The organism is Actinomadura luzonensis (genome assembly GCF_022664455.2).
Taxonomy (GTDB): domain Bacteria; phylum Actinomycetota; class Actinomycetes; order Streptosporangiales; family Streptosporangiaceae; genus Nonomuraea; species Nonomuraea luzonensis.
The window spans coordinates 1,099,916-1,118,666 of record NZ_JAKRKC020000002.1; the positions used below are offsets into that span (position 1 = coordinate 1,099,916).

The 18,751-nt window shown below is 73.9% G+C and carries 15 protein-coding genes and 1 pseudogene; 9 read left to right on the forward strand and 7 right to left on the reverse strand.

Annotation, left to right across the window (positions count from 1 at the left end):
* Positions 1-43: 43 nt before the first annotated feature.
* The 3 genes from MF672_RS35330 to MF672_RS35340 all read right to left on the reverse strand — a co-directional run bounded on the left by MF672_RS35330 (position 44) and on the right by MF672_RS35340 (position 5,131).
* Positions 44-853, reverse strand: a complete 810-nt coding sequence (locus MF672_RS35330; protein WP_242380766.1) for a Na(+)/H(+) antiporter subunit C — start codon at positions 851-853, stop codon at positions 44-46.
* Positions 850-3,654: a Na+/H+ antiporter subunit A gene (locus tag MF672_RS35335; protein WP_242380767.1), complete on the reverse strand. Its 2,805-nt coding sequence runs from the start codon at positions 3,652-3,654 to the stop codon at positions 850-852. Before MF672_RS35335 ends, MF672_RS35330 begins: the two co-directional genes overlap by 4 nt.
* 124 nt (positions 3,655-3,778) lie before the next feature.
* Complete coding sequence (locus tag MF672_RS35340; RefSeq protein WP_242380768.1) at positions 3,779-5,131, reverse strand: alpha/beta hydrolase; 1,353 nt, start codon at positions 5,129-5,131, stop codon at positions 3,779-3,781.
* A gap of 157 nt (positions 5,132-5,288) precedes the next feature.
* Here MF672_RS35340 and MF672_RS35345 point away from each other — a divergent pair, with 157 nt between their 5' ends.
* A complete protein-coding gene (locus MF672_RS35345) occupies positions 5,289-5,657 on the forward strand; it encodes a hypothetical protein (RefSeq protein WP_242380769.1) in 369 nt (122 codons plus the stop codon).
* 15 nt (positions 5,658-5,672) lie between these two features.
* On the opposite strand, the gene MF672_RS35350 is transcribed toward MF672_RS35345, so the two are convergent.
* Positions 5,673-6,233 carry an AAA family ATPase gene (locus MF672_RS35350; RefSeq protein ID WP_242380770.1) on the reverse strand — a complete coding sequence of 187 codons (561 nt, stop codon included), beginning with the start codon at positions 6,231-6,233 and terminating at the stop codon, positions 5,673-5,675.
* 714 nt (positions 6,234-6,947) lie between these two features.
* Between MF672_RS35350 and MF672_RS35355 the strand changes: the two are divergent.
* From MF672_RS35355 to MF672_RS35365, 3 genes and pseudogenes are all read left to right on the forward strand, one after another.
* Positions 6,948-7,127: pseudogene (locus tag MF672_RS35355) on the forward strand (hypothetical protein); the annotation flags it as partial.
* A complete protein-coding gene (locus MF672_RS35360) occupies positions 7,124-7,471 on the forward strand; it encodes a helix-turn-helix domain-containing protein (protein WP_242380772.1) in 348 nt (115 codons plus the stop codon). The pseudogene MF672_RS35355 and the gene MF672_RS35360, both read left to right, overlap by 4 nt.
* A complete protein-coding gene (locus tag MF672_RS35365) occupies positions 7,471-7,719 on the forward strand; it encodes a hypothetical protein (RefSeq protein WP_242380773.1) in 249 nt (82 codons plus the stop codon). The genes MF672_RS35360 and MF672_RS35365 overlap by 1 nt, the downstream gene beginning before the upstream one ends.
* Here MF672_RS35365 and MF672_RS35370 read toward each other — a convergent pair.
* Positions 7,691-7,894, reverse strand: coding sequence for a hypothetical protein (locus tag MF672_RS35370; protein ID WP_242380774.1), 204 nt, complete (start codon positions 7,892-7,894; stop codon positions 7,691-7,693). The two genes, MF672_RS35365 and MF672_RS35370, sit on opposite strands and share 29 nt — an antisense overlap.
* A gap of 975 nt (positions 7,895-8,869) precedes the next feature.
* Here MF672_RS35370 and MF672_RS35375 point away from each other — a divergent pair.
* Positions 8,870-9,454 (forward strand): TetR/AcrR family transcriptional regulator, encoded by a 585-nt coding sequence (locus tag MF672_RS35375; protein WP_242380775.1) that lies wholly within the window; start codon positions 8,870-8,872, stop codon positions 9,452-9,454.
* Complete coding sequence (locus MF672_RS35380; RefSeq protein ID WP_242380776.1) at positions 9,451-10,212, forward strand: alpha/beta fold hydrolase; 762 nt, start codon at positions 9,451-9,453, stop codon at positions 10,210-10,212. The genes MF672_RS35375 and MF672_RS35380 overlap by 4 nt, the downstream gene beginning before the upstream one ends.
* A gap of 130 nt (positions 10,213-10,342) precedes the next feature.
* On the opposite strand, the gene MF672_RS35385 is transcribed toward MF672_RS35380, so the two are convergent.
* Both MF672_RS35385 and MF672_RS35390 read right to left on the reverse strand, forming a co-directional pair.
* The gene (locus MF672_RS35385) at positions 10,343-10,540 is read right to left on the reverse strand and encodes a hypothetical protein (protein WP_242380777.1); all 198 of its coding nucleotides are present in this window, start codon (positions 10,538-10,540) and stop codon (positions 10,343-10,345) included.
* Positions 10,541-10,752: 212 nt separating this feature from the next.
* A complete protein-coding gene (locus MF672_RS35390; protein WP_302893330.1) occupies positions 10,753-11,172 on the reverse strand; it encodes an SRPBCC family protein in 420 nt (139 codons plus the stop codon).
* A 139-nt stretch (positions 11,173-11,311) separates the two neighbouring features.
* On the opposite strand from MF672_RS35390, the gene MF672_RS35395 reads away from it, so the two are divergent.
* Genes MF672_RS35395 through MF672_RS35405 form a run of 3 tightly spaced genes read left to right on the forward strand, consistent with a single transcriptional unit; the run spans position 11,312 to position 18,749 of the window.
* Positions 11,312-12,964, forward strand: a complete 1,653-nt coding sequence (locus tag MF672_RS35395; protein ID WP_242380779.1) for a TIGR02677 family protein — start codon at positions 11,312-11,314, stop codon at positions 12,962-12,964.
* Positions 12,961-14,178: a TIGR02678 family protein gene (locus MF672_RS35400; protein WP_242380780.1), complete on the forward strand. Its 1,218-nt coding sequence runs from the start codon at positions 12,961-12,963 to the stop codon at positions 14,176-14,178. Before MF672_RS35395 ends, MF672_RS35400 begins: the two co-directional genes overlap by 4 nt.
* A complete protein-coding gene (locus MF672_RS35405; RefSeq protein ID WP_242380781.1) occupies positions 14,175-18,749 on the forward strand; it encodes a TIGR02680 family protein in 4,575 nt (1,524 codons plus the stop codon). The genes MF672_RS35400 and MF672_RS35405 overlap by 4 nt, the downstream gene beginning before the upstream one ends.
* The last annotated feature ends 2 nt before the right edge of the window (positions 18,750-18,751 follow it).

Genomic DNA, 18,751 nt, shown 5'->3' on the forward strand with positions numbered 1-18,751 from the left:
GTGCCCCTCGCCCGGCCCGTGCTTCCCAGCCGGCCTGCGCTCCTCACGACTCCTCGCCCTCCAGCTCCGGGTCCTGCGCCAGCGCCTGCCGCTCCAGCTCGCGGCGGATGGCGGCGCGCAGCTCGCGCCGCGCCTCCCGCTGCCGCGCCTTGAGCTGCCTGCGCAGCTCCCGCTGGCCGGCCGCCTGCGCGGCGCGGCGGCGCTCGTGCTCCTCCCGCAGCTCCTCGATGCGCAGCGCGTTGTCCACGCCGGGCTCCTCGCGCTGCCCGACCTCCTCCAGCCGCCGCTGCAGCTCCTCGTCCGTCACGCCCTGCTGGTGCAGGTCGCGGGTCCACTGCTCCAGCTCGACGTGCACCCGGGCGATGCGCCGCTCCAGGTCCGCCTCCTCCAGCCGCTCCCGCTCGGCCTGCTCGGCCTCCAGCCGGGTCAGCTCGGCGCGCTGCTCGGCGACCAGCCGCCGGTAGGCCTCGCGGCGGCCCCGTACGGCCTGGCTCAGCTCGCCGCGCTGCGCGCGCAGCCGCACCCGGCGGTCCTCGGTGTCGTCCTGCACCTCGTCGCTGCCGGTGAGCTGCCACGAGCGGTGCACCATGGCCAGCAGGAACGCCGTCACGCCCAGCGTGATGACGATCGCCGTCAGCACCATGGCCTGCGGCAGCGGGTCGGCCATCCCGGCCGCCCCGACGAACGGCGGAGCGCCCGCGCCGCCGCCCGCCGTCACGATGAGCAGGTTCACCCCGTTGCCCAGCATGATCACCCCGGCCAGCACCCGGACCAGGCTGCGCTCCAGCAGCAGCGTCACCCCGGCCGCGATCAGCGCGCAGCAGGCGGCCAAGGGCAGCAGCGGCACGCTCACCGGCTCTCCCCGGCGCCGGCCCCGGCCCGCCGCTCCGGCTCGGTGCTCTCGCCGGCGTCGATCTGCCGGTCCAGCTCGGCGCCGAGGCCGCGCAGCACGTCCTGCACCATGCCGATCACCGACAGGTACACGCCGACGTCGAACAGCAGCCCCGTCGACAGGTGCGCGTGCCCCAGGACGGGGAGCGCCACGTCCGCGGCCAGCATGTCCAGCGCCGCCCGCCCGAACAGCAGCCCCGCCAGCGCCGTCGCCGTGGACAGCGTCAGCCCGATCCCCTTGAGCACGCCCGCGTGCACCGGCACCGCCGCGGCCAGCTCGTTGCGCCCGCCCGCCAGGTAGCGCACGGTGATCGCCAGCCCGGCCACGATGCCGCCCGCGAACCCGCCGCCCACCCCGCTGTGCCCGATGAACAGCAGGAACACCGACAGCATCAGCACCGTGTGGAAGGTCAGCCGGGCCGCCACCTCGAACGCGATCACCCGCTGCCCGCGCGGCAGCGCCGCGGCCAGCCAGTGCGTGCGCTCGGCGGACGGCGCCTCGCCCCGCTCGATCCGGTACGACCGGCGCCGCAGGAACACCAGGCTCGTCACGCCCAGCGTCAGCACCACCAGCACCGTGCTCTCGCCCATCGTGTCCCAGGCCCGGATGTCGAGGATGAGGGCGCTGACGATGTTGCCGATGCCGGCCTCCCGCGCCGCCGCCTCCATGAGCCCGCCCACCGGCGCGGTGCCGCGGGCGCTCATCGCCACCATGGCGGCGCCGGTCGCGACCACGCCCACAGCCAGGCCGAGGCCGGCGCGCAGCGGCATCGGCAGCCGCCCCTTCACCGGGTCGATCGGCAGCCGCCGCAGCACCAGCGCGAAGATCACCAGGCTGAGCGTCTCGGCCAGGAACTGGGTGAGCGCCAGGTCGGGCGAGCCGTGCGCGAGGAACAGCAGCGCCGTCCCGTACCCGGTGAGGCCGACCGTGAGGGCCAGGAAGATGTAGGCGCGGGCGAACAGCGCCACCAGCGCCGCCGCCACCGTCAGCACGGCGATGACCGGCTGCTCCGGCCGCTGCCACCACACCAGCGGCGCCTGGAGGCGGGGCGGGCCGCCGTAGGTGACCGAGAACGCGCCGACGCCGACCGTGGCGACCAGCGCGAGCAGCAGGTAGTCCGGCACCGAGCCGCGCTGGATCATGCCGGTGACCTGCGTCGCCACCCGGTCGAGGCGGCGGACCAGCGACCAGAAGACCTGCCCCGAGTCCACCAGGTGCAGCCTCGCGCCCATCCGGGCGACCGGCTCCCGCGCCAGGAACAGCGCCACGCCCCCGGCCAGCGCCGCCGCCGACAGCAGCAGCGGCAGGCCGAACCCGCTCCACACCGCCAGGTGCGCCTCGTGCCCCGGGTCGCGCAGCAGGGCCGCGTACCCGGCGTCCATGGCGTGGCCGTACCAGGACGCGAACGGCACCACGGCGAGCCCCAGCGCGGCCAGCAGCGCCGCGGGCGCGAACATCGCCGCCGGCGGCCGGTGCGGCGCGCGCGGCGCGACGCCCGGCTTGCCGGCGAACGCCCCCCACAGGAAACGCAGCGTGTACGCCGCCGTCAGCGCCGACCCCGCCACCACCCCCGCCAGCGCGACCGGGCTGCCGCGCAGCGCCTCGAACGCCGCCTCCTTGCCGACGAACCCCGCCAGCGGCGGCACCCCCGCCATCGACGCCCCGGCCAGCACCGCCGCCCCGCACACCCACGGCATCGCCCGCCCGAGGCCGCTCAGCTCCCGCAGGTCCCGCGTGCCGGCCGCGTGGTCCACCACCCCGACCAGCAGGAACAGCGCCGCCTTGAACAGCGCGTGGGCGAGCAGCATGCCCGCCCCCGCCAGCGCCGCGCCCCGCGTGCCCGAGCCGAACAACGCCACCAGGAAACCGAGCTGGCTGACCGTGCCGTAGGCCAGCAGCCGCTTCAGGTCGCTCTCGCGCAGCGCCCGCCAGCCGCCGAGCAGCATCGTCAGCACGCCGAGCGGCACCGTCACCGCCCGCCACGCCGGCACGTCCCCGGCCACCGGCCCCAGCCGGGCGACCAGGTACACGCCCGCCTTCACCATCGCCGCCGCGTGCAGGTACGCCGACACCGGCGTCGGCGCGGCCATCGCGGCGGGCAGCCACGTGCTGAACGGGAAGACCGCCGACTTCGCCAGCGCCCCGGCCAGGATCAGCACGATCGCGGCCGTCCCGAGGTCGCCCGGCCCGAGCTGCGAGATCCGGTACGTGCCCGCCGCCTGCCCCGCCAGCACGAACCCGGCCAGCATCGCCAGCCCGCCGAACGTCGTGACGGCCAGCGCCTTCATCGCCGCCTGCCGGCTCAGCCGGCTCTCCGGGTCGTGCCCGATGAGCAGGTAGGAGAAGACGGTGGTCAGCTCCCAGAAGACGTACAGCAGGAGCAGGTCGTCGGCGGCCACCAGGCCCAGCATCGACCCGGCGAAGGCCGTCATCACGCCGCCGTAGCGGCCGAGCCCGTCGTCGTCGGCGCGGAAGTAGCGGGCACTGTAGAGCAGCACCAGCACGCCGACGCCGGTGACCAGCGCCATCATGAGCAGCGCCAGCGCGTCCGCCCGGAAGGCCAGCGCCAGGCCCAGCGCCGGCGCCCACCGGGTGACCGCCGTCTCCGGGACCCGCCCGCTCAGCCCCAGCCACACCGTGTAGCCGAACCCGGCCGCCGGCGCGAGCGCCAGCACCGGCAGGGCGCGGCGCCCGCCCACGCGCCGGGCCAGCCAGGGCGCGCACGCCGCCGCCACCGCGTGCAGGATCAGCAGCGACTCCATGGGCTCCTCGGGCGGCGGCGGGCATACCGGTCTGGTCCGCCCAATCTCGCCCACGCCGCAACCCCGGCCGCGCAGGCACGGCCGGGGTTGACCAGTCCCTCACCAGCGGGAGGGGCTGGCGGCATCAGGCCTTGGGAGAAGCGTGGCAGGCGTCGCGGGCGGGCGCGCGGCCCGTGACCAGGTAGCGGTCCACCTGGCGCTCCACGCAGGACGAGCCGCCGTGGTAGGCCGTGTGGCCGTCGCCGTCGTTGGTCAGCAGCACGCCGTGCCTGAGCTGGGCGGCCAGCGACCTGGCCAGCGCGTACGGGGTGGCCGGGTCACGGGTCGTGCCCACCACCACGATCGGCGGCGAGCCGGCCGCCGTCACCTTCTTGGTGAACCGCTTGCCCTTCACCGGCCAGTACGGGCACGGCGTCTCGGGGTGGTCCAGGCAGCTGATCGCCTGGTGGGCGAACGTCTCGTTGTCGTAGGTGCCGTCCTGGCGCCGGCCGTTGTAGAAGTCGGACAGGAACAGCAGGGTCGTGCCGTCGCCCTGGAACGCGGCGGTCAGCGCGCCGCGCAGCACCTTCCACGAGTCCGTCGAGTACAGGGCGGCGATGATGCCGGTGCGCACGATCGACTCGCTCACCTGCCGCCCGTCCGCCGTGTTGCGCAGCGGGGCGCGGTCGGCCCGTCGGAGCAGCGTGTCGAGGCGCTTGCCCGCGGCGGTCAGCGTGTGCTTCCTGAACGGGCAGTCCTTGTGCTTGAAGCAGTCGCGCAGGAACGAGTTCAGCGCCACCTGGAAGCCCTGGTTCTGCGCCTTCTGGAACTCCGCCCCGGTCTGCTGGGGGTCCTCGGCGCCGTCCAGCACCATGGCGCGGATCCGGCCCGGGTACAGGTCGGCGTAGCGGGCGCCCAGGTAGGTGCCGTAGGACCAGCCGAGGTAGGTCAGGCGGGAGTCGCCCAGCGCCGAGCGCATGAGGTCCAGGTCGCGGGCGGCCTCGCCGGTGCTGACGTGCGCCAGCAGCTCCTTGCCCGAGTTGGCGGCGCAGGCCTGGGCGAGTGTCTTGCCCCACTGCTTGAGCGCGGCCCGCTCGCTCCTGTCGTCTGGGGTGGCGTCGGCGGCGAGGTAGGCGTCCATGCCGAGGGTGCCGAAGCAGCGCACCGGGGCCGAGCGGCCGACGCCGCGCGGGTCGAAGGAGACCACGTCGAACCGCTGCCGCAGCGTCGCCGAGACGGTCGTCCTGGCCGCGCGCAGGCTGTCCACGCCGGAAACGCCGGGGCCGCCGAAGTTCAGCACCAGTGAGCCGATCTTCTTTCCGGTCGCCGGCAGTTTTATCAGGCTGATCTTGATCTGCCTGCCGCGCGGCTTCGAATAGTCGAGCGGCACCCGCAAGGTGGCGCACTGGAAGCCACCACCGCAGGACGACCAGGCCGGACGCTGGCCGTAATACGTGGGCGCGGTGGTGGCTCCCGCCGTGCCCGCGAGGGCGATCAAACATGAGATGACCGCGGAAATGACAATGAATGAGCGTCGCATGCCTAAACGCTGAACCGGAAAGCTTGCGACGCCCTTTAATCGGGCTGTATTAGATCATTTGCAAGAACGGGGTAACGACTGGGAAGAATCCCGACGAGCAGGGGGAGCACGTCCCATGTCGCACCACAACCGTCCCGTGCAGGGCGACCACAAATACGAGCAGGAGATCTCCTCGACGGAGGAGCACGAGGAGCGTCCCGGCCGCAGCCTCGTCACCACCGACCACGACGTGATCCGCCAGTGGGCCGAGGAGCGCGAGGCCCGCCCCGCCACCGTGCCGGGCACCGAGCACGAGGGCCACGCCGGCGTGCTGCGCTTCGACTTCCCCGGCTACGGCGGCGGCGACCTGGAGGAGATCTCCTGGGACGACTGGTTCCGCACCTTCGACGAGCGCAACCTCAACTTCATCTACCAGGAGCACCGCAAGGACGGCAAGCCGAGCAACTTCTTCCGCCTGGAGAACCCGGACCGCGAGGACGCCTGAGGCCCGCCCGCCCGCCTACCGCGCTCCGGCGGCGGCGTCACCCGCCTCGTGGTCCGCGGCCTCCTGCCGGCCGCCCGCCGCCGGCAGGAGGCCGGTCTCGCCGAGCACGAGGCGGACGGTCTCCGCCAGCGTGCTGGCCTCCGGCACGACCGTCTCCAGCCCGCCGGGCAGCAGGTCGCGCCGCCGGTACCACGGGCGCATGTCGTCGGGGGTGAACGCGGTGCGCTGCGGGCGGGTGGCGTGCCGGCGCACGGTCTCCTCCCAGGACACGTCCAGGTAGTAGCAGCGGGTGGCGCCCCGGTGGTCGCGGCACAGCGCGCCCAGCATGTCGCCGTACCGGCTCGCGGCCAGGATGCCCTCGAGGATCACGTGGTGGCCGGCGTCCAGGACGTGGCGGCACATCACGTCCAGCAGGCCGATGTTGACGGCGCCCGGCCGGTCCTCCTCGCGCAGGAGGTCGCGGCGGACCACGTCCTGGGGCACGACGGCGAGGCCGCGGCGGCCGTACGCCTCGCGCGCGGCCCGGGCGACGCTCGACTTGCCCGAGCCGGAGTTGCCGCGGATGATGATCAGCACGGTGGAACCCGACGAATTGCATCTGATGCTCGTCGGGACATCGCTCAGCTGGTCGGACACGGCGTTGAAGGTAGCACCTTCAGCATCGTGAGTGGCCAGTTTCAGCAGGAGGGATGCGAACCTACTCGCATCTGATGCGTGAATCATGCGTCTGATGGCGGGAGGCGTTCGATGGGCGAAGGCGAAGAGCTGCTTCCAGGATCGGCTCGTCTTGAGCTGGTCGTCGGTGATCTATCGGTTCGTCGACTTCAGCGGCGAGTATCCGTGGAACTGGACCGCGGGCGGGGGCGCTACGCCTGTTCTGCGACTACATCACCTCACCGCACTACGGCTGGCCGGCTCGGTGCGAGGCCCTGTTCGGCACGCATCCGGTGCAGGTATGCCACGAATGGAACACCGCCGCGCACCTGACTGGCGCGCTCGCCGCCTACCGGGACGCCACCGTGTTCAAGACGATCTACGGCTGGGGGTTGCGGTGCGCTGACTTCTACCGCAATCCAGCGGCCCCTGAGCTGGGGCGCTACGGGAACGCGAACGTCCGCTGGGGCAAGGGCTCACGAGGGTCGGGGCCGCGCCGCCGCATGCTCGCCAGCGTCATGCCCTGGGCGGCGGACGCGCTGGAGGACTACCTGATCGACATCCGGCCCCGGTTCCGCAACCCTTACGGTCCGAAGGCGGTGTGGCTGACCGAACGCGGCGGGCGCCTTCCGCCACGCCTACGTCACGCATCTGGTGGAGGACGGCGTCGACCCGAAGTTCGTCCAGGACCAGGTCGGCCACCGGTTCGCCTCGACCACGGCGATCTACACGGGCGTGAGCACGGACTTCCTGAACACGATGATGCGCAAGGCCCTGGACCGAGCCTTCGACCACGCGGAGCGGGAGAGAAGATGACCGCCAAGCTGGACTACCAGTGGCACCTGCGCGAGGTCATGGCGACCCGCGGCATGTTCTCCACCACCGACCTGCGGCCGCTGCTGCTGGAGCGGGGCGTGAATCTGTCATCGAGCCAGATCTACCGGCTGGTCGCCGAAAAGCCCGAACGGCTGAGCATGAAGACCTTGATGGCGCTGCTGGACATCCTCGGCTGTCGAATGGAAGAGCTGATCGAACCGATCCGGGAGACTGGCCGCCGCCGCAAGACCGCCTCAGCCGAGCAGCCCGAGGAGACGGCCGGCCCGGAGCCTGGGGTCGGGGACTTTCGTCCGCGACGGGCGCGCGTAACCCCTGAGCCCTGATGACGACGCCCTCCCGGGTGCTGACCGCGCCCCGCGAGCTGATCATCGAAGCCGTGGCCGCAGTGGAACCCGCCCTCGACGTCAGCGTGATCACGGCGGCGGTCGACCGGGTCGCCGAAACCCGGGCGAAGCTCCGGCGGTTGGCCGCTGCGCTGGCGGTGGACCCCGACCTCCTCACCACGGGCCGACCAGAAGGCCCGCGCCTGATCGAGCTGCTGATCAGAGAGCTCCAGCCGCTGGCTGTGTGACCTCTTCGCCGACCCCGACGGAGCCATCCGTCCCGACCTCGAAGGCATCATCCGTGCCCTCACCTCTGGCCGTCCCCTGCCGCTGCTCAACCTCTTGGAGAGGACCAGCAAACGCGAGCAGCTCCAGCGACTCCGCACCGCTGATGGCGGCCTCGACCACGACTTCCTCGACCATCTCGGTACTTCTCGCGACGTGGCCAGCCTCCGGGCAGCGCTCGTCGCCGCGGGCCTCCTGCCGCCACGCGATGAATACCTCGTCGCATTCGAGGCCTGGCTAATAAGCTCGTCCGCAGCTTCGGCACCTGGTCGGTCCTTCGGCAACTGCGCCGGGCCCCAGCTCGCAAGCCCCTGAGCTACGGCCAGGTCGCCCCGCCGCGAACCGCCCAAGCAACGCCACCTCAGCGCCGTCACCTTCCCCAACACCGACCGCTCACGCCGAGGCCGGACCGCCATTGAGGACGACGAACGCTGGAGCATCGTCCACCGGCTCCTGCACGACGACAGCCTCGACACCCGTATCCGCGTAGCCGGCTGCCTCGTCCTGCTCTACGGCCAGACCATCAGCCGAATCGCGTCCCTGACCGCCGACCAGGTCATCGCCAGCCCCGGTCAGACGCGCCTCCGACTCGGCACCGCTGGCTCTTCCCGGCCAGAGCGCGCAGTCGCCCCGGACGCAGCACCGCGCTGATGGACCTCGCCTCGCAACTGCCCGCCGTTGTCGTCAGCAAGCTTCTCGGCCTGCACATCTCCACGGCTACCGAATGGACCCAAGCCGCTGGGAACACCCGTCATGGCTACGCGGCTACCGTCGCTCGCAGACGGCGACAACCTCAGGGGGCAATGGTATGACGCTCCTCTGCTTGGGCCACGACGCGAGAGGCAAGAGGGTCGAGACTGGAGCCCAGACAGTGCGCCGTCACCAGAGCGCAGCCCGGAAGGCATGGGGTGTTGCAGCCGCTCAGCCATGTGCACCGACCCATGGAACAGCGCTCGCCCTGGACGCGTCCGGCCGGAGGCGCTGTTCATCAGGTCGTCGCTCGCGAAACAGGACGCCGCACCCATCCCGGCATGGCCCGGGCGCGGACGACATCGCCTGCCTATCGAGAGCTATGCTATGAACAAAAAACTAATCTGTTCAAATGAAGGCAACATGCCGTCGGCGTTCGCCGAGGAAGAGCGGTTGCGGATCATCGAGCAGTTGCTGGACACCGCCACCCACCTCTTCTCGACCCAGGGGCTACGCAAGACATCCCTGGAAGAGTTGACCGCTCCCGCGGGCATCGCCAAGTCCTCGCTGTATGCCTTCTTCGACTCCAAGGAGGACCTGTACTTCGAGGCATTGCTGCGCCAGAGCGAGCAGGTCCGGCGCCGGGTGATCGACGAGGGCCTCAACCGCGGCGCCGACACGCGCGACGCGCTGCGCCGCTTCCTGCGCGCCACAGTCGCCGAACTCGACAGCAATCCGCTCTACCGGCGGCTGATGTCGCACCCTCAGGAGATGGCCGCGGTCACCGCCAAGCTCACCCCCGAGCGCATGGCCGCAGCGACGGACGGCCCGATGGCCGATGTGCTCCAGTTCCTCAGCACCCATCTGAAAGACGATCCGCAGGTCCTGCTCGGCGTGCTGCGCGCGGTCCTGCTGACCCCGCTGCACGCCGACCACCTAGGCACCGAGATCTATCCGGCCGTGATGAACCGTCTGATCGACGCGGTCACAGAAGGGATCACCCCATGATGAACGGCCTGCCGTACCTGTCGGCCGGTGCGGGAGCACCCTTGGTCGTCCTGCTCTACACCCCGCAAGCGGCCAACCCGACGGGCCTGGCACGCTGGTCCACGATGCGGATGGTGCGACCGTTCACCAAACACTTCACCGTCTATGTCGTCAACCGGCCACCCGGGCTGCCGTCAACCACGACGATGGCCGACCTCGCCGCCCTCTACGCGCAAGCGATCAAAGCCACCTTCGAGGGTCCGGTGAACATCCTGGCCATCTCCACCGGTGGCTCCATCGCCCTGCAACTTGCCGCCGACCATCCCGGCCTGGTCGACCGCCTGGTCCTGGGGGGCACGGCCTGCGCTCTCGGCCCTGTCGGCAAGCGAGCCCAACGTAACTACATCGAACGCGCACGCCAAGGCAGGCGGCCCAGTCCCGCCCTGGCCGAGATCGTTACCGGATCAGCGATCGGCCAGAGACTGCTCCGATGCCTGCTGTGGCTGTCGGACAGCGGCCACAAGGACCACAGCGACGCCGTCACCGTGCTGAACGCCGAAGACGGCTTCGACCTGCGCGGTCGGCTGCACGACATCAAGGCGGCCACGCTGCTGATCCAGGGTGGTAAGGACCTCGTCTACCCGCTGGAACTGGCCCGGTACACGGTCGAGGGCATCCCCGACGCCCAACTCCTCGTCTACCCAGGCCGCAGCCACAGCGGCACATTCACCGATAAGCGCTTCACCTCCGACGCACTGGCCTTCCTGACAGACGCGTGATCAAACTCAGCGGCCGCCTGGGTGCGCCGGATACATCATCCACACCGGCGCAACCAAGTCGCCTGGCGACCGGCATGAGCGCCTGCGCCGAAAAGTCGGCCGACCTGCGCGACGGGCACGCCACCCTCGCTTAGGCAGCCGGCGCCTTCCTGACCACCCCACACACGGCCGCCCCCAACACCCACTGCCCTGCACCCGCCTTGGCCGCGATCGGCTGCTGGTCGAGATCGCCGATGTCAAGATCGGCCAAGTGCTCGCCGAGCTGTGGGGCAAGCGCGCCGCCGACGTAGAACCGCAGCCGCACTGCCGTCGCCTCCTGGCTGATCAAGTGCCGCGTCAAGAGGCATTGAGCGCGCCGTCGGGTCGGGCCGACGCAGAACGCCGTGAGGAAACTGCCGCCGAGACAGCGCGGTCGCCAAGCGGTCCCTGCGATGAGGCCTCGAGAGAACAGCTCCCGCCTCATTCGGCTGGTGGTGATAGCGGGGACTACCGGTGCCGGAGGAGCCGGTGCGCACCCGGCGACCATGGCGGACGGACGGGTCAGGAGGCGTCGTCGACGCGCCGGCCCACCTCGTCGGCCAGCCGGTCGAGGGAGCGGTCGAGCAGCTCGCGGACCTCGTCGGCCCGCTCGCCCGAGCCGGGCTCGTCCAGCAGCGAGATGTGGACGGTGACCTCGCTCGTGCCGCTCGCCGAGTCGGACACCTGGAGCCAGCCGGCGTAGTCGGGGTGGTCGCGCCCGCCCCACTCCACCCGCAGCTGGTCCTCCTGGGCGCGGAACAGCCCCTCGTGGCTGCCGTCGCCGGGCACCAGGTCGCCCTCGGCCTCCACCTTGTCGGGGCCGGCGTCGGAGACGTGCAGGCCCTGCGGCAGCCAGCGGTCCATCACGGTCACGTCGGAGGCGACGCCGAACACGAGCGTGCTGTCGGCCGGCATGCCCCGAGTTGCTTCGAATTCCGCCATTTCGACCCCCCGATGCTGGTGACTGGGCTGCTTCCAATGTGCCGCCGTACCCGTGTGATCTGCTCGCAAACCGCGGCCTCCCGGCGCGGGTTCCCCGCTACGGTGGCGTGGGTCGGAGTTACCCGGGAGGGGGTGGGCGATGGCTGAGCCGCCATGGGCGCCGGCCGAGCTGTTCCGGTTCGCCGCGTTGGAGCGGGCGGACCTGCACAGCGCGATCCTGCGCGCCTTCGCCGAGTCCGCCGCCCGCCTCGAACCGCCCCTCACGGCCGCCGGCCTCCACGCCCGCCTCCCGGCCGCGGGGGAGCGCGACCTCGGCGCGGCCCTCCGCCGGCTCACCACGTGGGGGCTGCTCGAGGTCGTCCCCGACCCGGCCGGCTTCGCCACGGCCGAGGAACTGGGGCGCTCGACCTCCCGCTACGCGCTGACCGGGCGCGGCGAGGCCGCCGTCGCGGGGCTGCGGCGCGCGGCGACGGCGGCGGCGTCCCCGGGCGCCCAGGTGACGGCCGTTCTGGACGCCATCGCCGACCGCCTCCACGAGCTCGACACCCTCCTCAGCGACCCCGACCCGGCCCGCGACCGCCGCATCCTGACGGCGGTGCGCGAGCTGGAATGCCACCTGGACGACCTCCGCGCCGCCGCCCCCCGCTGCACCGCCACCCCGCACCCCCACCTCGCCCCGCACCCCCACGCCGGCCCGCACCCCCACCCTGGCCCGCACCCCCACGCCGGCCCGCACCTCCACCCCGACGCGACGCTTGCCGCGCACCAGGCCGCCACCCTCGACCACCTCCAGGACCTCGTCACCGGCCTGGACCGGCGCCACCACGACATCGCCCACGCCCTGGACGCCGTGGCGCGGCACGACGTGCGCGTCCTGCACGCCCGCGCCCTGGCCGCCGCCGGCCACCCGCCGCCCGCCGCCCTCGCGGCCGACCCCGCCGGCGCCTGGCTGGGGGAGCGAGCGGCGCGGTGGGAGGAACTGCGGTCCTGGTTCGCCCCCCAGGACGGCGGCGAGCCGCTGGTGCGGCGGCTCCAGGACGCGGCCCGCCAGGCCGTGACCGCGCTCCTGCGGGAGGCCGGCCGGCTCGCCGAGGCCGGGCGCCGCCCGTCGAGCCCCGCCGCCGACTTCCGCGCGCTGGCCCGCTGGTTCGCCGCCGCCCCCACCGAGGAGGACGCCCACCGCCTGTGGGACGCCGCGTTCGGGCTGGGCCCGTCCAGGCACGCGCACCTCGGCCACGCCGACGCCGAGCACGTCCCGGCCGGGGTGCCGTGGCGGGAGGCGGCGCCGGTCGAGGTGTCGGCCCTGCTCCGCTCGCGCGGGCGTACCGAGCGGATGGGCCGCACCGGCCGCGTCCGCGACGTGTCGGCCCTGCGCGCCGAGCGCCGCGCCCGCGCCGCCCGGGAACGAGCCGCGCTCGAAGCCGCCTGGTCCTCCCTGACCACCACCCCGGCCGACCTCGACGCCTCCCTCCCCGGAGGCCGCGCGATGCGGCTGTCGCAGCTCGGCGAGCTGGACCGCGACACCCTGGCCCGCCTGCTCGACCTCCTCGGACGAGCCCTCGCCCAGCCCCGCGACCCCGCCGGCCTCCGCCGCGCCGCGACCTCCGACGGCCGCGCCGAGATCGTCCTGCGCGACCCGGAGGACGGCGCGGTGACGCGGCTCCGCACGTCCGAGGGCTGGCTCCGCGCCCCCGACTACCTCATCGGCCTCCGGCCGGCCCCCGGCCACGCCCGTCCAGGACCGGCGGCGGATGGCAGGGCGGCGGATGGCAGGGCGGCGGTGGGCCGATGAGCAGCCGTGCCAACCAGCTCGCCCGGGCCGAGAAGGAGGAGATCGCCCGCGCCGTCCGGGCGCTGCTCGCCCGCCCGCTGGTGGCCCGGCGGTCCGACCCGGCCGCGTTCGACCTGGTCAGGAAGCGGCGCGGGCCGCTCGTCCAGTGGTTCGACTACTTCTGCGGCTGGCGGCTGGTCGTCGAGCCCCGGCAGGGCTACGCCCGGCTCGTGAAGGTCGCCGCCCGCGCCGACGCCACCCGCCCGGCCCGCCGCCCGCGCGGGGCCCCGTTCGACCGCCGCCGCTACACGCTGCTGTGCCTGTGCGCGGCCGAGCTGCTCGCCGTGCCGGTCACCACGATCGGCGACCTGATGCGGCGGGTGACGCAGGCCGCCGCCGTCGAGCCCGGCGTGCCCGCGTTCGACCCGGCCCGGGGGGACGAGCGAGCGGCGTTCGCCGACGCGCTGAAGCTCCTGGAGCACTACGGCGCCCTCACCCCCGCGACGGACTCCCCGCCCGGCGGCGAGGACGCCCCGGTCCTCTACCACGTGGACACCACCCTGCTGATCCGCCTGCTCGCCACCCCCACCCCGCCCTCCCGCAGCCTCACCCCCTCCTGCCCCGCCCCCTCCTGGCCCGCCGCCTCCTGCCCTGTCCCCACCTGGCCCGACCTCGCCGCGCTCCTCACCGAGCCCCGCCACGGCGGTGACGACCCGACCCCGACCCAGGCCACCCTCCGGGCCCGCCATACCCTCCTCCGCCGCCTCCTTGACGAGCCCGTCGTCTACCGCGACGAGCTGACCCCCGAGCAGTCGGCCTACGCCGCCTCCTCCGCCGGCCGCCGCACGATCCGCCGCGCCGCCGAGGAGGCCGGCCTCGTCCTGGAGGAACGCGCGGAGGGCTTCCTGCTCGTCGACCCCGACGGCACCGCCACGGACACCCGGTTCCCCGACGACGGCAGCCCCGCCAAGGTCGCCGCCCTGCTCCTGCTCGACCCGCTCCTCACGGCCGGCCCGCTCACCACGGCGCGGCTGGAGGAGGAGGCCGCCGGCCTGCTGGGCCGCTTCCCCCGATGGGCCAGGTCGTACCGGTCCGACGACGGGGCGGCCCGCCTCGCCGCCGACGCGCTCGAGGTGCTGGCGCTGTTCGGGCTGGCCCGCCGTACGGGCGACCGGGTCGCCGCGCTGCCCGCCGCCGCCCGCTACCGGGTCGCCGACCTCGTGGAGGACGCATGACCGTCACCGACCTGACCACGGCGCGCACCGCGCCCGCCGGGCGGCCCCGCTGGACGCCGACGCGGGCCGGCATCCTCAACGTCTGGCGTTACTACGACGAGGTGTTCGAGTTCCACCGGGGCCGGCTGCTGCTGCGCGGCCCCAACGGCAGCGGCAAGTCCAAGGTGCTGGAGCTGCTGCTGCCGTACGTGCTGGACGCCAGCCTCAAGCCGAGCCGGCTGTCCACGTTCGGCGGCACCGAGCGGACCATGCACTGGAACCTCATGGGCGACGGCGCGAGCGGCGTCACCCGGGTCGGGTACGTGTGGCTGGAGTTCCAGCACGCCGACGGCCGCTGGTTCACCTGCGGAGCCCGCCTCCAGGCCACCGTCCACACGAAGAACGTCACCGCCGCCTACTTCACCCTCACCGGGACGCGCGTCGGCGTGCCGGACGGCCTCCGCCTCACCGGCGACGCCGGCCAGCCGCTCACCCGGGCCCAGCTCGCGGAGGCGCTGCGCGGGACGGGAACGGTCCACGACTCCCCGGAGGCGTACCGCGACGTCGTGCGCCGGACCCTCTACCCAGGGCTGAACGAGCAGCGCTACGACTGCCTCCTCACCGCGTTGCGCCAGCTCCGCACCCCCAAGCTGTCCGAACGCCTGGACCCCGGGCTGCTGTCCGACCTGCTGTCCAGCGCGCTGCCGCCGCTCGACGAGAACGAGGTCCACGGCGTCGCCGAAGGGTTCGAACGGCTGGACCGGCAGCGCGAGGAGCTGCGGCGGCTCGACCAGGACGTCGAGGAGGCCGACCGGCTCGCCGAGCGGCAGCGGGTCTACGCCCAGCGCGTCCTGCGCGCCTCGGCCGCCGCCGTCCGCACGGCTTCGGACGCCGGGTCGGCGGCGTCGGCCGCGGCCGGGGCCGCGCGGGCGTCCGTGCGGGAGGCGGAGGAGGACCTGCGGGCGGCGACGCTGCGGCTGGGGCAGGAGGAGGCGCAGGAACTCGCGCTCGCGGCCCAGCTCGACGGGCTCAAGGAGAGCCAGGCGTACCAGGCCGGGCACGGGCTGCACCGGCTGCGCGCGGAGGCCCGGCGCGCCCACGAGACGGCCGCCGCCCTCCGCGACCAGGCCGCGGACACGGCCCGGACGGCGGCCGCCAAGGAACAGCTCGCCCTGCGCGCCGATACGGCGGCCCGCACCGCCGCGGCCCTCGCCGACCACGCCCGCACCGCGGCCCACCACACCGCCACCCGCGCCGGCCTCCCAACCCCGCCCACCCCTCACCAAGCCCCGCTCACCCCTCATCAAGCCCCGCCCACCCACCAGGCCCCGGCCGCTCACGGAGCCCCGCCCACCCGCCAGGCCCCGCCCGCTCACGGAGCCCCGCCCACCCGCCAGGCCTCGCCCATCCACCAGGCCCCGCCCGCTCACGGAGCCGCGCGCGCGAACGGGGCCGCCTCGATCAACGGGGCCGCGCTCCCGATCGGGGCCGCGCCCGCCACCGGAGCGAAGCGCACCGACGCGACAAACCCCGTCCCCGTCCCCGGCACCGCACCCGCCGACGGGGCCACGCTCGCCCCGGCCACCCCCGCCCCGCCGCCACCGGACGCGAGCACGACCGCCGCCGCCCCCACATCGCCCGCACCCGACGCCCTCACACCCGCCCGGGCCCTCCTGCGCGTCGCCGTGACCAGCCGCTCCGCCCAGATCCGCGACGTCCGAGCCGCCGCGCACGCCCACGAACGAGCCCTCGACCGGCGCACCACCGCCGAGCAGGACCGCGACCACACCCGGCAAGCCCTGGACACCGCCCACGAAGCCCGCGAACGAGCCGCCCGCCTGCGCGACGAACGCCTGCGGGACCTGGCGTCCGCCCTCGCCGAGTGGGCCGCCGGCTGCCTCCACCTCCGCCTCGACCCCGATCACCTCGCGGCCCTCGCCGATGCTCCCGTCCAGGCCGACGAGGCGGTGACCGAGGCCAGGATCGCGGCATCCGTCCGGATGGCGGCCCGCGAACAACAGCTCACCACCCTCCGCGCGACCCTGACCAAGGAACAGGCGGCGCTGGACGCGGAACGCCGCAACCTCGACGGACAAGCGCTCGTCGAGCCTCGCCCCTCCCGCATCTCGGCATCCCGCCGCGAGGGCCGCCGCGGGATGCCGCTGTGGCGTGCGGTGGGGTTCCGTCCCGGCGTGGACACCGCCGTACAAGCCGGGGTGGAAGCCGCGCTGGAGTCGGCCGGACTGCTGGACCTGTGGCTGTACCCCGACGGCGAGGCGACGGCGGGCGAACACGATCTCTTCGCCATCGCGACGTTGCGCCCCGCGCCCGGCCAGAGCCTGGCCGACGTCCTGCTCGCCGAGCCCGGCGCTCCCGCGTCGACGGGCACCGTCCTGGCCGCCATCGCCTTCGCCCCCACCGCACCCGCCCCCACGCCCCGCGACTCAGAGCACCAGGCGGAGACGGCCCGCCCGACCGCCGGCCATCCGCCCGGGTCCACCCGCGCGTCCACCGCCGCCGACCCGGCCGAGGCTGATCGCCATCCGGCTGCAGTGGGTGCGGACGGCACCTGGCGGCTGGGCCCCGCCGCCGGCCGCTGGAGCAAGCCCGAGCCCTCCTACCTCGGCACCGCCGCCCGCGAACGCGCCCGCCGTCGCCGGACAGCCGAGCTGGACGAGCGGCTGAGCGACGTCGCGGGTCTCGTCGCCGAGTGCGACCACCTGCTCGCCGTTCTCGCGGGCGACCGCGACACGCTGGCGACCGAGCTGCGGCGCAGACCCGGCCGCGGCCCGTACGACGAGGCGGCGCAGGCGCTCGACGCCGCCGTCGCGAAGATCGCGCTGCTGGAGGACCGGCTCCGGGCATGTGAGGAACGCCTGCGCGAGCGCGAGCGGGACGCCGTCCACTGCCGGCGCAGGCTCACCGAGCAGGCGGCAGCGCACGGCCTGCCCACGACCCTGCCCGCGCTGGACGCCTTGGAGGAGGCGCTGCGCGCCGCCGAGACGGCCGCCACCGTCTGGCACGAACGCCTGGCCGCCGCCCAGGCCGCCCGCGAGCGGGCCGGGCACGCCGCCGAGAGCGCCCGCGAGTACGAGAACCTGGCGGTCCGGGCGGTCGAACGGGCGGAGGAGGCCGCGGCCACGGCCGTCGTGCTCGCCGAGCGGCTGACCGCCGTCGAGTCCGCGGCCGACACCGAGCATCTGCGCGTGCTCGAACGCCTCCACGAGGCCGAGACCGCCCATCGATCCTGCCGCCGCCTCATCAGGACGATCCACGACGACATCGCCGCACTCAACGCCCGTCTGGGACGCCTCCAGAGCGAGCTCGCCGTCGCCGAGGACGCCCAAGCGGCAGCGGAGCGGGCGTACGCGACGGCCTGCGGGCGCTTCCACCACCTCACGACCGGCCACCTCCCCGCCGACGCCGGCCTGACCCTCGCCACGGCCCCCACCGCCGCCCGGGCAGCCGCGGACAGCGACAACCCGCCGAAGCAGCCGCTCCCGGGTCCGAGCCCGAGGCCAGGAGCCGAGACGCCCGCCGGCACGGTCCCAGACACGGTCCCGGATACGGTCTCAAATACGGTCCCTGACACCGTCACCATGACGGCCGCTCAGCTCAGCGCCGTCCCGTACGACGCGCATCACCTCAGGGAGGCCGAGGCGCGCCTCCAGGACGCCTTCCACCGCTCCCGCGAAGCCCTCGCCCACCGGACAGACCTGGAACTGGCCCCTGACGGCGACGTCCACCTCCTGACCGCCACGGTAGGCGGCCTGCGCACGGGGACGGTCGCGCTGGCCGAGGCGTTGCGCCGCGAGCGCGACCAGCGCAGGTCGGGCAGCACGGCGGCGGAGCGGGACCTGTTCGACCGGACGCTCGCCGGCAGCACCCGCCGCCACCTGGCCGAGCGCATCAGGCAGGCGAGCGCCCTGGTCGAGGACATGAACCAGCGTCTCGAACGCGTCCGCACCGCCTCCGGGCTCGCCGTTCGGCTGGCCTGGCAGGTGGACCCCGCCCAGCCCGCCGGCACCCGCGCCGCCCGCGACCTGCTGCTCCGCGACCCGGCCACGCTCGACGAGGCCGGCCGTGAGGCCCTGTACGCCTTCTTCCGCGACCGTGTGGAGCACGCGCGGGCCGGCGACTCCTCGGCGAGCTGGGAGGACCAGCTCATGCGGGTGCTCGACTACACCGCCTGGCACCGCTTCGTGGTGCACCTCGATCGCGGGGACGGCCAGGGCTGGCAGGACCTCACGAGGAAGCTGCACGGGGCGCTGTCGGGCGGGGAGAAGGCGATCGCGCTGCACCTGCCGCTGTTCGCCGCCGTGGCCGCGCACTACCAGACCGATCCGGAGTGTCCCCGGTTCATCCTGCTGGACGAGGTGTTCGTGGGCGTGGACCGGACGAACCGGGGGCAGGTGTTCGACCTGCTGGTGGACCTGGAGCTGGACCTCGTGCTCACCTCCGACCACGAATGGTGCGAATACCGCGAGCTCGACGGCATCGCCATCCACCAGCTCATCACCGGCGACGGGGACGACGCGGTGACGACGGCGCGCTTCGTCTGGAACGGCCACCGCACCACCCTCACCGACTGAAC